Origin of the sequence: Aequitasia blattaphilus, assembly GCF_024721305.1 — a bacterium.
Lineage (GTDB): Bacteria > Bacillota > Clostridia > Lachnospirales > Lachnospiraceae > Aequitasia > Aequitasia blattaphila.
On sequence record NZ_JAMXOD010000028.1, the window covers coordinates 12061 to 27184 of the forward strand.

The window sequence follows — 15124 nt, forward strand, 5'->3', positions numbered from 1 at the left end:
TTTTTATTTACAAATTCAAAAAGATGAGGTAGTATTTTAGAAAATACAAATTTGAAAGGACTGTTTATATGAGTAATTTATATCGCTCGTCCTATGAGCATGACAACTGCGGTATTGGAGCAGTGGTGAATATCAATGGGATGAAGACGCACCAAACGGTGACGGATGCTTTAACCATTGTAGAAAAATTAGAACATAGAGCCGGCAAAGACGCCGAGGGGAAGACCGGAGACGGTGTAGGAATCATGTTACAGATTTCGCACAAGTTCTTCAGTAAGGTCGTAAATCCCCTCGGTATTTTTTTGGGAGAAGAGCGGGACTACGGTGTGGGTATGTTTTTCTTTCCTCAAGATGAGCTGAAAAGAAATCAAGCCAAAAAGATCTTTGAGGTAATTGTTAAAAAAGAAGGAATGGAATTTTTGGGTTGGAGAGAAGTTGAAGTCTACCCTAATGTTTTGGGAAGCAAAGCGAGAGAATGTATGCCATGTATTATTCAAGGCTTTATAAGACGGCCACAAAATGTAAAGAGAGGTCTGGATTTTGATCGTAAGCTGTACGTTGTACGTCGTATCTTTGAACAGTCTAGTGATAATACGTATGTTCCATCTCTGTCTAGCCGAACGATTGTGTATAAAGGGATGTTTTTGGTTGATCAGTTACGACTATTCTTTCACGATTTGCAAGACGAAGCGTATGAATCTGCGATTGCTTTGGTGCATTCACGGTTTAGTACCAATACGAATCCCAGCTGGGAAAGAGCGCATCCGAATCGATTTATTGTACACAACGGTGAAATCAATACGATTCGAGGAAATGCGGATAAGATGCGCGCCCGAGAAGAAAATATGGAAGCTGAATGTTTGAAAAATGATATTCATAAGGTTTTACCTGCGATTAATATTCAAGGTTCTGATTCAGCTATGTTAGACAATGCTCTTGAATTTATGGTAATGAGCGGAATGGATTTGCCTTTAAGTGTGATGATTTCAATACCGGAACCTTGGGTAAATACAAAGAATATGTCCCAGAAGAAAAAGGACTTCTATCAGTATTTTGCGACGATGATGGAGCCATGGGATGGTCCAGCCTCAATTTTGTTCAGTGATGGAGACTACATGGGAGCAGTTTTAGACCGTAATGGACTTCGTCCATCAAGATATTATATTACGGATGACAATACATTGATTCTATCTTCGGAGGTGGGTGTTTTAGATATAGAGCCATCTAGAATTGTTGTAAAAGAAAGGCTTCACCCAGGAAAAATGCTTCTCGTAGATACAATTAATAAGCGGTTAATTGCGGATGATGAGTTGAAAGAAACTTACGCGAAGCGAGAGCCATACGGTGAATGGCTGGATGCAAATTTAATTCATTTAAAAGACCTTAAGATTCCAAATGAGAAAGTTGTTTCATACTCACAAAAGGAAACGGCGCAACTTCAAAAAGCTTTTGGGTACTCTTATGAAGACGTTAAAACTTCTATCCTGAGCATGGCACAAAATGGAGTGGAGGCAACAGCCGCCATGGGTGTGGATGCCCCGCTATCTGTGTTGAGCCGATATCCTCAGAATTTATCGAATTATTTCAAACAGCTATTTGCCCAGGTGACGAACCCACCCATTGACTGTATTCGGGAAGAGATTATTACCTCCACCACTGTGTTTATCGGAGCAGATGGAAATCTTCTGGAGGAAAAGGAAGAAAACTGTAAGATGCTTCGGGTAAATAATCCGATTTTAACAGGTACAGATTTGTTGAAAATCAAAGGCATGAAAGTGGATGAACTAAAGGTTGCAGAGATTTCGACAGTTTACTTTAAAAATTCCAATTTGGAAAAGGCAATGGATGCATTGTGTATCGAAGTAGACCGTGCAATACGGGAAAAAGCAAGTATTCTGATTCTGTCTGACCGAGGCGTAGATGAATATCATATTGCGATTCCGGCACTTCTTGCTGTCTCAGGTTTACAACAACATCTTGTCCGCACAAAGAAGCGTACTTCGGTGGCGATTATTGTGGAGACTGCAGAGCCAAGAGATGTGCATCATTTTGCAACTCTCCTGGGATATGGAGCCTGTGCAATCAATCCCTATTTGGCTCATGAAAGCATTAAACAGCTTATTGATACAAACATGCTTCAAAAGGACTATTATGCAGCCGTTAATGATTACAATAATGCAATCCTTCATGGAATTGTAAAGATTGCATCGAAAATGGGAATTTCAACGATTCAATCCTATCAAGGAGCAAAAATCTTTGAAGCTGTGGGATTAAAGCAGGAGTTTATTGATAAATACTTTACGGACACTGTGAGTCGTGTGGGTGGAATTGGAATTGAAGAAATTGCAGACGACTATATGACAAATCATCAAAAAGCTTTTGATCCTCTTGGATTGGAAGTAGATGTTACTTTGGATAGTATCGGACAGCATAAGTCAAAAAGCGGTGGTGAAAAGCATTTATACCATCCACAGACAATTCATTTGCTGCAAGAGGCAACGAGAAAAGGAGATTACGATTTATTTAAGGTATATACAGGGCTTGTGGATAAAGAAGGGGAAGGAATCAACTTAAGAGGTCAGCTTGATTTTGTGTATCCGAAGAAAGGTATTGATATTAGCCAGGTCGAAAGTGTTGAAGAGATTGTAAAACGCTTTAAGACGGGTGCGATGTCCTACGGTTCGATTTCGAAGGAGGCTCATGAAACCTTGGCGATTGCCATGAATCGTTTGCAGGGAAAATCAAACAGTGGAGAAGGTGGAGAAGAGATTGACCGTTTAAGCGACAACAGATGCTCTGCCATTAAACAAGTTGCTTCCGGACGTTTTGGAGTAACCAGCCGGTATTTAGTAAATGCAAAAGAGATTCAAATTAAAATGGCACAAGGTGCAAAACCAGGAGAAGGAGGACACTTACCTGGAACAAAGGTTTATCCTTGGATTGCAAATACAAGACATTCTACTCCAGGAGTGAGCCTGATTTCACCACCACCTCACCATGACATTTATTCAATAGAAGATTTGGCGCAGTTAATTTATGATTGTAAGAATGCCAATAAAGATGCAAGAATATCAGTGAAGCTGGTTTCGGAAGCCGGAGTTGGTACAGTCGCAGCAGGTGTGGCCAAGGCAGGAGCAGGTCTGATTTTGATTTCAGGTTATGATGGCGGAACAGGAGCCGCTCCAAGGAGTTCTATTCATAATGCAGGGCTGCCATGGGAGTTAGGACTGGCAGAAACCCATCAGACATTAATGCAAAATGGATTGAGACAACGAGTTCGCTTGGAAACAGACGGAAAATTGATGAGTGGAAGAGATGTGGCAATTGCAGCTCTTTTAGGAGCAGAAGAGTTTGGATTTGCAACGGCGCCGTTAGTGAGCATTGGCTGTGTGATGATGCGGGTCTGCAACTTAGATACTTGTCCGGTAGGTGTGGCAACGCAGAACCCTGAGCTGCGAAAACGATTCACTGGAAAACCGGAGTATGTTGAAAATTTTATGCGCTTTATTGCTGAGAATCTGAGAGAGCATATGGCAAAGCTTGGTGTGCGTACAATTGATGAAATGGTAGGAAGAGTGGATCTTCTTAAAGTGAAAGAGTCTTCCTATTCAAAGAAGTCAAAAAGCCTGGATTTATCAAAAATCATTTGTGGAGCAGAAGATAAAAATGAAACCTTTAATCCTAAAATGGCTTATGATTTTGCCCTTGAAAAGACAGTAGACGAAAAAATTCTTGTGAAGGAATTACTTCCATATTTAGAGCAGAAGCAAAAAAGAAGTATTGAAATAGAAGTAACAAATGTAAACCGTACTGTGGGCACAATCTTTGGGTCTGAAATTACAAAACGCTATCCAGATGGACTAGAAGAAGACAGCTATGTAATAAAATGTAATGGTGCAGGGGGACAATCCTTTGGAGCCTTTATTCCAAAAGGAATGACATTAGAATTAGTAGGTGATAGCAATGATTACTTTGGAAAAGGTTTGTCAGGTGGGAAATTAATTGTTTATCCACAAAAAAGTGCATCCTTTAAAGCAAACGAAAACATTATAATAGGAAACGTAGCTCTTTATGGTGCCACCAGCGGCGAGGCCTATATTAACGGTATAGCAGGAGAACGTTTTGCTGTCCGAAATTCTGGTGCATATGCAGTAGTAGAGGGCGTAGGAGATCACGGATGTGAATATATGACCGGTGGAATCGTAGTAGTACTGGGAGGAACTGGGAAAAACTTTGCCGCAGGAATGAGTGGAGGAGTTGCCTACGTTTTAGATAAAGAGAATGAATTTTACTTAAATGTAAATAAAGAAATGGTAAACATAGAAAGAGTTCATTCAAAATATGACATTGATCAAATTAAGAAAATGATTCAAGAACATATAAAGAATACGAATTCAGAAATGGGAAAAGAGGTCTTAGATAATTTTACGGAGTACTTGCCCAAATTTAAAAAAGTTATACCAGTTGATTATGAAAGAATGTTATCGAAAATCATGCAATTAGAAGAACAAGGATTGAATCGGGATCAGGCGAAAATCGAGGCTTTTAGTATTCTGAAAGGACAAAAATAGGAGGTGGCAAATCATGGGTAAAATAATGGGTTTTTTAGAATATGAAAGAATGAATAAGAAGGCAGAAAAAGCAACAGATAGAATCAAGCATTATCGTGAATTTCATACGCCACTGACGAAAAGAGAACAAGAGGAACAAGGAGCAAGATGCATGGCTTGTGGAGTTCCTTTCTGTCAATCTGGTGCCATCATGAATGGGATGGTAAGTGGATGTCCTTTGCATAATCTTGTGCCGGAATGGAATGATTTGATTTTTAGAGGGAATTGGAAGGAAGCATATATGCGCCTGAAAAAGACGAATTGTTTTCCGGAGTTTACCTCAAGAGTGTGTCCGGCTCCTTGTGAAGCGGCTTGTACATGTGGGTTAAACCAGGAAGCAGTTTCGATTAAAGGAAATGAATATGCGATTATTGAAAATGCATATCAGGAAGGATATGCAAAAGCAAGACCAGTGAAGGTGCGGACAGGAAAACGGATTGCAATCATTGGGTCAGGTCCGGCAGGACTTGCAGCGGCGGAGCTGTTGAATAGAAGAGGCCACAGCGTTACCGTTTTTGAAAGAGAAGATAAACCTGGAGGGCTTCTTCGTTACGGAATACCGAATATGAAGCTGGAGAAAAAGGTGATTGACCGGAAAATCCGTATTATGGAAGAAGAAGGGATTGAGTTTGTTCTAAATTGTAATGTGGGCAAAGATAAAAAAGGTGCAACCTTAATAAAAGAGTATGACAGGGTGGTTTTGACTTGTGGCGCATCGAACCCCAGAGATATCAAAGCGAAGGGGAGAGAAGCGAAGGGAATATATTTTGCTGTTGATTTTCTAAAGTCAACTACAAAAAATATGGAAGAAGGCACTTATATTTCGGCAAAGAATAAAAATGTATTGGTTATTGGCGGTGGAGATACTGGAAATGATTGTGTGGGAACTTCAATCAGACACGGTGCAAAATCTGTTTTGCAACTAGAAATGATGCCAAAACCTAGTCTTGAAAGAAATGAAAATAATACATGGCCGGAGTGGCCTCTTGTTCTTAAAACTGATTATGGACAGGAAGAGGCTATTGCAGTTTTTGGGAAAGACCCAAGAGAGTATCAAACAACGGTTAAGGAATTTGTGAAAGATGAAAAAGGACAGCTCAAAGAAGTTGTTTTAGTAAAGCTAAAGTCAGAAGTAGAAAAAAAGTCTGGACGAAGAATGATGGCAGAAGTACCTGGGAGCGAGTATAGAGTGCCTGCTGAGCTGTGTTTGATAGCAGCAGGTTTCCTGGGAAGTGAGGAGTATGTGGCCAAATCATTTAAGGTATCTAGAAATGAGAGAACGAATGTGAGCACCCAAGAAAATTCTTATAGAACAAATTGTGAAAATGTGTTTGTGGCTGGAGACATGCGAAGGGGTCAGTCGCTGGTAGTCTGGGCAATTCGAGAAGGACAGGAAGTGGCAAAAGAGGTAGATGCAGATTTAATGGGATTTACAAACCTGATTGTACAATAAATCATCTTACAGTAAATGTTACAAATGTTACGAAAATGTTAAAAAAGCTTGCAATCCAATTAATTATAGTCTATAATCAACCTTGGATATGGAATTATTCCATAGTGACATGTAAAAAACAAACGAATAGGTGATAAAAAAATGAAAAAAATTGTACGAACTTTAGTAGCGTCAGTTATGGTAAGTAGCTTACTCGTTACACCTGTATTTGCTGATCCATCCGTTTCAGATTTACAGGAACAAAAGAAAGCAAAGGAAGCGCAAGTAGACTCCTTGGAAAGCGATTTATCAAAATTAATCACTAAGATTGGACAATTAGAGAAAGACCTTACCGCAAAAGGCGAAGAGGTTTTACAGGCAGAAGCAGACTTAGAAGCTGCACAAGAAAAAGAAGAAGAACAAAATCAAGATATGAGACTCCGTATTAAGTTCATGTATGAACAAGGAGATTTAGATGTATGGGCTACTTTCATTGAATCGGAAAAATTTTCTGATTTGGTAAATGCGGCTGACTATGTACAGAACGTGCATGAATATGATAGAAAAATGCTTCAAGAATATGTTGATACGAAGAAAGAAGTAGAAAACTTAAAGGCTACTCTTGAAACAGAGATGGACAATTTAGAAGCATTACAAGTACAGTTTGATGCTGAAAAGGAAAGTGTAAACGCAGCACTGAACTCAGCTCAAAGCGATGTTTCTTCTTTAAACTCTGCGATTGCAGAAGCACAGGAAAGACAAAGACAGGCAGAAGAGGCTGCAAGACAGGAAGCGGCAAGACAAGCGGCTGCAGAAGCAGCAGCGGCTCAGCAAGCAGCAAATAATAACAATAATAGCACTTCGGTTAATGATTCAACACCGAGTACATCGACACCAAGTGTGTCAACGCCAGCACCGAGTCAACCGGCCGGAGAAACTCCAGGAAATACATCAGCAGCACAAACAATTGTAAGTGCAGCATACAGTCAGTTGGGTGTGCCTTACGTATGGGGAGGAACATCACCGGGATCAGGACTTGATTGTTCAGGATTGACTCAGTACGCACATGCTTGCGCAGGAATTAGTATTCCCAGAAACTCAGAAGCACAAATGGCGGCAGGACAAATCGTAAGTGATGGTCAGCCAGGAGATATCGTATGGACACCAGGACATGTAGCAATCTACATTGGTGGAGGACAGATGATCGAGGCTCCAATGCCAGGAGATGTTGTAAAAGTTAGTGCTTTACGAGGTGGTACATTTGTAAGGTTTTGGTAAAAACTAAAAATTCTATAAAACGTATTGTAATTATCTGAAAAATATAGTACTCTTACCTTATCACGTGGGGAGACGTGTGTTAAAATGGGGATTTTAACATGAATAATTGATAAGGAAGGGTGAGATTATGAAAAAACGGATGCTAAGTGCACTCATCACTTCTATTGTGGTGAGTGCTTTTTTATGTACATCAGCAGTTGCAGCACCTTCAGTTGAAGCACAAAAGCAAGAAGTGGAGAATTCAGCAAACTCTGTGAATGCCTCTCTGGTTGATCTTTTGGTGTCACAAAAGGCACTGGAAATTGATCTTAAAAACCAAGACAAACAGATTGAGAAAGCAAAAAAAGAATTGGAGTCTGCAAAAAAAGATGAGAAGAAGCAGTACGAGGATATGAAGCTGCGCATACGCTATATGTATGAGACGGAAGATGTCAGTTTTTTTGAAATTTGGGCAAGTGGAGCCTCTTTTGCAGAGGTTGTGAATAAGACAGAGTATATAACCTCGGTGAATAAATACGATCGGGATATGCTGAATGAGTATATTGCAACAAAAAAGCAAGTTGAAGACTTGATGGTGGGGTTGGAGGCTGAAAAAGGTAAAATGGAGCATATGTCACGGACTATGGAAGAGCAAAGTGATAATCTCGAAAAAACTTTAGCCTCTATGAGAAGCCAAATTCATGATTTTGACACAAAACTAAAAGCGGCAACCGTAGAAGCGGAAAAAACGGTTGAAAAACTTACGAATACGCCGCAATATACACCTGTTGTTGCAAGTAATACAAATAGCAACAGTACCAATAGTACAACTGCAAGCAGTACTACTGTGGCTGGGACACAACCCTCAACATCGACACCGGCACAGGAATCAACACCAAGCCCTACGCCAACGGTACCCACACCGGTGCCCGAACCAGAACCTGTGGTACCGACACCGGAGCCTGAACCAACTCCGATGCCAGAGCCAACTCCAGAGCCAACACCATCCCAACCAACGAATTCAGGACGAGGTGGTGAAGTCGTAGCAACAGCACTGCAATATGTTGGTGGCCCCTATGTATATGGTGGAAATAGCCTAACGGAGGGAACGGACTGTTCGGGATTTATTCACCTGGTTTATGGATTGTTAGGGATTTCTACACCGAGACAATCGGATGCCTTTTTATATGGTGGACAGGTAGTAGAATTTTCACAGATGTTGCCAGGAGATATTATTGTTTATCCGGGACATTGTGCTATATACATTGGGAATAATACAATTGTACATGCTTCTCATCCAGCACCGTATCCGGCAGGAGGAATTAAAACTTCTTCACCGGCATCGAATAATCAGACTGTTTTAGGTGTACGAAGATATTGGTAAAAGGAATATAACCCGTAAGGACAAGAAACACTTGCCTTTACGGGTTTTTTATGGTATTATTCAAAGGTCGCAAAAAAACACCTATGAATTTACCGAAAAGGGTGCCTGTACAGGACTGTACATGGTTTTTTCGGAAGATATTTATGGGGAAGAAAAACCAAATGGAGGAAATTAACATGAGTGTTATTTCAATGAAACAGCTTTTAGAAGCAGGTGTACATTTTGGACACCAAACAAGAAGATGGAACCCTAAAATGGCTCCTTATATTTACACAGAAAGAAATGGAATCTACATTATTGATCTTCAAAAATCAGTAGGAAAAGTAGATGAAGCTTACAATGCAATTTCAGATGTTGTTGCAGATGGTGGAACCGTTCTTTTTGTTGGTACAAAAAAGCAAGCTCAAGATGCAATCAAAGCAGAAGCAGAGCGTTGTGGAATGTACTATGTAAATGAGAGATGGTTAGGTGGAATGCTTACAAACTTTAAAACAATTAAGAGTAGAGTAGACCGCTTAAAAGAAATCGAAAGAATGTCAGAAGACGGAACATTTGACGTATTACCTAAGAAAGAAGTTATCCAATTGAAAAAAGAATGGGATAAACTTGAAAGAAACTTAGGCGGAATCAAAGATATGAAGAGACTTCCAGATGCAATCTTTATCGTAGATCCTAAGAAAGAAAAGATTTGTGTTCAAGAAGCTCATACTTTAGGAATCCCATTGATTGGTATTGCGGATACAAACTGTGATCCAGAAGAACTTGATTTTGTTATTCCAGGTAATGACGATGCAATTCGTGCTGTTAAATTGATTGTTTCTAAGATGGCAGATGCTGTTATTGAAGCAAACCAAGGTGCGACAGGAGAAGAAGCATACGTAGAAGCTGCTGAAGAAGAGGCAGTGGAAGCAGAATAATCAAGAAATCGAAGGGAGATAATAAAATGGCTATAACAGCAAGCATGGTAAAAGAACTGCGTGAAATTACAGGCGCAGGAATGATGGACTGTAAAAAAGCATTGACAGAAACAGATGGTAATTTAGATGCAGCAGTAGAGTATCTTAGAATGCATGGTCAGGCAAAGGCAGAAAAGAAAGCTGGAAGAATTGCAGCAGAAGGTCTTGTTATGACAGAAGTAAAAGATGATAAGGTAGCAGCTATCGCAGAAGTAAACTCTGAAACAGACTTTGTAGCTCAAACAGATGAGTTCCAGGGATTTGTTAAGGATGTAGTTTCTCAGGCTATTACATCAAAGAGCACAGATATGGACGGCTTCATGGCAGAACCATGGAACGGAGATTCTTCAAAGACTGTTAAAGAAGTTCAAACAGAGAAGATTGCTGTAATCGGTGAAAATCTAAGTATTAGAAGATTTGACAGAATTGAATCAGAGGGATGTATTGTTTCCTATATTCATGGAGTTGGTAAAATTGGTGTTTTAGTTGATGCAGATACAGATGTTGTTAATGATGAAATCAGATCGGCTCTTAGAAATGTGGCAATGCAAATTGCTGCTATGAGACCAAAATACGTTTCAAACGCGGAAGTATCAGATGAATACAAAGAACATGAAAAGCAAATTCTTTTGGCTCAGGCAAAAGAAGAAAATCCTGAAAAGCCAGATAATATCATTGAAAAAATGATTATTGGACGTTTAAACAAGGAATTAAAAGAAATCTGCTTATTAGATCAAGTATACGTACAAGACAGTGATTTGACTGTTGGAAAATACGTTGAAAAAGTAGCAAAAGAAAATAATGCCAACCTTTCAATCAAGCGTTTCATCCGTTTTGAAACAGGTGAAGGAATTGAAAAGAAGGAAGATGATTTTGCAGCAGAAGTTGCAGCACAGTTACAATAGTTTGCAAAACAGAGGGGACAATAGGCTAAGTTCAGCAAGAGTGTTAAAATGGCTGGGAGAGCTGGTTAAATCAGCAGACAGCAAGATTTTGGCACACATGTAGAGTATCATAAAATAGTGCAGAATATCATGACGATTTTTGTCAAATATTCGTCAGTGGTTTCGTCAAAAAGTTTTGACGAAAGTGGATGGCAAAGTTTGTGTGTTACTTACAGGCGGGTTGTTTAACTAATGATGTTGAGGAGAGTGTACTTCGGTATGCTCTCTTTCTATATTGGTATCAAAGTAACTCATGTATCTTGGATTTTATCCCGTGTTAACACAAAAATATGGCAAAATCTTCATATTTATGATAGACTATTTTCGTATTAATTTGTCGATAGGAGTAGAGAAAGATGGATGGACTTAAGACTGCAAGAGAACTTGGGTACGCAAATAATAAGGATGTTAAATTCAAAAAGATTAACGGAATATATATTAAAAAATTCCGCAGTATTGAAAATAAGAAAATTGAATTGGGAAGCCAGGTGACTATTATATCTGGCAAAAATGGAACAATGAAATCATGTATGTTGGGTCTTATTGCACATCCTTTTTCATCACCTAATCATGCTAAGGATTCTTTTGGAAACGATTTAAAAACAGATATGAAGGATGTTTTTTTTCTTAGCTTAGATAAAGATGTAGAACCCTATCATTATAATCTGTTGGCAGAGACTATTGAGGGAGAAGAATTAGAAGAACCTATAAGAGTATATCCGCGTGTTAAAGAAAAGCGTTTTAGGGTAACTGTTGGTAAGGATAATAAATCAGGAATGGGGAATTTTCTTTTAAATACGTCTTACGTGAATTTAAAGAGATTGTATCCGATTGTAGAAACTAATGCAGTGAAAGATAAGCAGGAGCCTGATACAGGATTGCAAGAATTTGTTGCTGATGGATATAGTCGAGTAATACAAAAAGAAGAATTTTTAAAACCATCATTAGTCATAGAAAAAAAGTGGAAAAACACATTTTCTCCTTCAGAAGATGCTAGTTATGATTATATGTCGATTTCTTCAGGAGAAGATAATATAGGGCACATACTGAATAAAATGTATGCATTTGTAAAGAATAGAGCAAGTGATAATAATTGTTTGAATGGAATACTATGTATAGATGAAATTGAAGCATCCTTACATCCTATTGCGCAAAAGAATTTTCTGGATTACATATTGAATTGGTCGAAGCATCATAAAGTACAGGTTGTTTTAACAACTCATTCATTATTTTTGATTCAATATGCTTTAATGAAACAAAAAGAATTTTCGTCTAAGGATAGTTTAGTAGTAAATATGATTAGTACAGCATTTGTAAGAAATAACAATTACGATGTTATAAAAAATCCGACATATGAGACGGCATATAAGGAGTTGACATTTGAAAGTATGAATAGTTTAGCAGAGGCATATCGAGTGAATGTACTTTGCGAAGATGAAGTTGCAGTAGATTATTTGAAAAAGATAGTGACTTCAAGAGAAATACTAAAGAAATTGGATTTTTTGCATGATATGGATTCTGATAGAAAAGGCACAAGTTATATTACCTACAAGAAACTAATTAAAAACGGTGAAAAGTTATTGGAAAACTCAATAGTGGTTTTTGACGCAGATGTAGATTTGGCTGACCTTAAAGCAAAAAAAGTCAGTTACCTTCATTTGCCGTCTTTTCATGGAATGCCAATAGAAAAGGAAATAGTGAAATACATTCATGATTTGCCTGGAGACGATAGATTTTTTATAAAATTCAAAGCAGAACAGGCTTCTTTCGCAAACGATTTTAGTCATTATGGAATAAAAGATTATAGTGCTGAGGCAATGCAAAAAGATAAAGTTGATAAATATAAAAACTGGGCGAAATCGGATTCTAAGTTTAAACAATATGTCAATTATTTTGCTAAAAATAATCAGGATATAATGCAAAAATTTTTGGTGGAATTTTTAGGAGAAGTAAATAAAAAACTGGATGCAAAGTCATTACCATTGATTACTTTTTAATCCGAATAGATACAAAGGAGAATAAGCATGAGTAAGTGTAAGTATATAGAAGTTCATATTGATAAACTGCATCCAGATGTTTATAATTTTCGTTTTGATCCTGTTAAAGATGAAGCTGAAGCATTAAAAACAATGGTAAATAGGTTTCCGAGTAAAGTGTATAACTTAACTAAAAGTATTTTGGATAATGGTGGGATAGATCCATCTATTCTGCCGAATATTGTACCATATGAAAAAGGAAGTTCAGAGTATGTAGTGATGGAAGGTAATAGGCGCATAACAGCCTTAAAGATCATTAAAAATATTTCTGTTATTAGTAAGACATCACATTATAAAAAGTTTGAGAAGCTTTTGGATAAATATGATTTGACTAGAATTCCCGATACTTACTATTGTGCCATGTATGAAGAAAAAGAAGATACATATTTTTGGACCTATTTACGGCATGCAGGTGAATTAGGGGGCGAAGGTCTTGTTGGTTGGGGAGCTTTAGACATAGATCGATTTAGAATAGGAACAAAACAAGCAGAGCCCAATATTTCTTATTACATTGTTAATTATTTACGGGACAATACTCAATATCAATTTGACAATTTGAGATTTACAACAACTTTGAAAAGAATAGTTGATTCTTCTGTCGGAAAAAGTTACTATGGTCTAGGTATTGTTGATGAAAAGCTTAGTTTTTCAAATGATGTTCATGAAACAACGGAAAAAATATGTCTGCTAATTGATAATTTAGTTAATAAAAGTATTACATCGCGTAATACAAATACTGTATCCGATATTCAGAATTGGATAGATAGATTAGATGAACAGTATAAGTCATTACATATCATGTCAGGTGTTGATGAAGAGCCTAAGAAAGAGCAAAGCCAGAGAATGGCGATTTCTCAAAATAGTAAGAGCAAAGAGAGTGCTAAAGAGAATAGAGGCGAAGAAGCTAAAGCAGTTAATGAAAAGGCAGAGTATCAATCTGGTAGTACAGAGGAGGCTAGGAGCGCTAATAAAGGCAATGTACGTGGAAAGAAATTGTTTGAAGATTTAGCTTATTCACATGTTGACCCGAATACTTGTAATGGGATTATTAAATTAGGAAATGAACTGATTAAGCTTTCAAAGGCGGCATCAAATGGAAATTATGTTACTTATCCTATTGCTACGGGGATGCTGTTAAGGGCATATATAGAACAGGTATTTAAATATTATTTGGATAAACAAGGGCATTGGAGTATACTATGTTCAACAAGAAAGAATCCAAATGGAGATCCGGCATTAGGCGAAATCTTAGTGTATTGTCGGAATAATAGAAAGGTATTATTTACAGATAAAACACAGTTGAGGATTTTTGGGATTCTCTTTGATAGGGATTCGACAATAAAGGATTACTTAGATTTGAATATTCATCACCCTAATGTTGTTACAATTACCAATATTGAGTTAAATACATTTAGTAATCGCGGGTTATCAGGGTTTCTTAATTACTTGATTCGATAGGAGAGTGAGGAAAAGTATATGCAATCACCATCGCCATTACGCTACCCTGGTGGGAAAGCGAAATTATTTCCGTATATAAATAGAATTATTCAGCAAAATAATTTGTTGGGTTCAACATATATCGAGCCCTTTGCTGGTGGATGTGGTCTAGCAATTGGATTATTACAAAAAGGATTAGTCGGAAACATAATTATAAACGACTATGATTACGCAATTTATGCCTTTTGGTATTCCATACTGGAAAATTCGGAGGAATTTTGTGAAAGGATACGAGAAATTGAAGTAACAATTGAAGAATGGGACATTCAAAAAGATATATATTTGCATCAAGAAGAACACACTATTTTTGAAGTGGGATTTTCAACATTTTTTTTGAACCGTACAAATAGGTCTGGAATATTAAATGGTGGTATTATAGGTGGACGAGCACAGCAGAGTAAATATACTATTGATTGCCGATTTAACAGAAAAGCTTTAATAGGAAAAATAGAAAGAATTGCGGCAATGCGTGAACGAATACAAGTTTTTAATTTAGATGTATTTGAATTCATTGAAGATAACCTGGCAAATTTACCTATCAATAACACTTTTGTATATTTTGATCCCCCTTATGTAAAAAAAGGGCAACAATTATATAAAAACTTTTTTGATTTTCAAGATCATACTAATTTAAAAGAAAGTATAGTACAGTTGAATCATAGATGGCTAACAACATATGATCATGTAGATGAAATTGCTATTTTATATGAGGATTTTCAGCAAGATATTATTGATATAAACTATAGTGCAGGAACCAATAAGGTGGGCCGCGAATTGGCCATTTTTAGTGATAATTTAATTATTCCAACGTAAAAGCTACTTGCATATTTAAGTGGCTTTTGGCTTTATGTCAAGTGTTGGGGTGGGATGCTAACGCATCCTGCTCTGGCTCAGACATAGGGCCGTTTTTAATGTTTCATGGGCATATGCCTATTTTAGATACACCAATAAAACTACCACCAAATGTGATTGAATCTTAGTCACAATGTAATATTCGGTTGCGAAATC

9 protein-coding genes are annotated in these 15124 nt (G+C 37.6%); all 9 read left to right on the top strand.

Annotated elements, in window-relative coordinates; translation table 11 throughout:
* Positions 1-68: 68 nt before the first annotated feature.
* Complete coding sequence (gltB, locus tag NHH15_RS13870) at positions 69-4571, top strand: glutamate synthase large subunit (protein WP_262067250.1); 4503 nt, start codon at positions 69-71, stop codon at positions 4569-4571.
* Between the two features lie 13 nt (positions 4572-4584).
* The gene (locus NHH15_RS13875; RefSeq protein WP_262067251.1) at positions 4585-6063 is read left to right on the top strand and encodes a glutamate synthase subunit beta; all 1479 of its coding nucleotides are present in this window, start codon (positions 4585-4587) and stop codon (positions 6061-6063) included.
* Positions 6064-6204: 141 nt separating this feature from the next.
* Positions 6205-7320 (top strand): C40 family peptidase, encoded by a 1116-nt coding sequence (locus NHH15_RS13880; protein WP_262067252.1) that lies wholly within the window; start codon positions 6205-6207, stop codon positions 7318-7320.
* Positions 7321-7447: 127 nt separating this feature from the next.
* Positions 7448-8683, top strand: a complete 1236-nt coding sequence (locus NHH15_RS13885; protein ID WP_262067253.1) for a C40 family peptidase — start codon at positions 7448-7450, stop codon at positions 8681-8683.
* A gap of 176 nt (positions 8684-8859) precedes the next feature.
* Positions 8860-9600: a 30S ribosomal protein S2 gene (rpsB, locus tag NHH15_RS13890; protein WP_262067254.1), complete on the top strand. Its 741-nt coding sequence runs from the start codon at positions 8860-8862 to the stop codon at positions 9598-9600.
* A 26-nt stretch (positions 9601-9626) separates the two neighbouring features.
* Positions 9627-10544 carry a translation elongation factor Ts gene (gene tsf, locus NHH15_RS13895; protein WP_262067255.1) on the top strand — a complete coding sequence of 306 codons (918 nt, stop codon included), beginning with the start codon at positions 9627-9629 and terminating at the stop codon, positions 10542-10544.
* Between the two features lie 395 nt (positions 10545-10939).
* Positions 10940-12580: an AAA family ATPase gene (locus NHH15_RS13900; protein ID WP_262067256.1), complete on the top strand. Its 1641-nt coding sequence runs from the start codon at positions 10940-10942 to the stop codon at positions 12578-12580.
* Positions 12581-12607: 27 nt separating this feature from the next.
* Positions 12608-14077: a hypothetical protein gene (locus NHH15_RS13905; RefSeq protein ID WP_262067257.1), complete on the top strand. Its 1470-nt coding sequence runs from the start codon at positions 12608-12610 to the stop codon at positions 14075-14077.
* Between the two features lie 18 nt (positions 14078-14095).
* Entirely contained in the window at positions 14096-14929 is an 834-nt protein-coding gene (locus NHH15_RS13910; protein ID WP_262067258.1) for a DNA adenine methylase, read from the top strand.
* Positions 14930-15124: the final 195 nt, after the last annotated feature.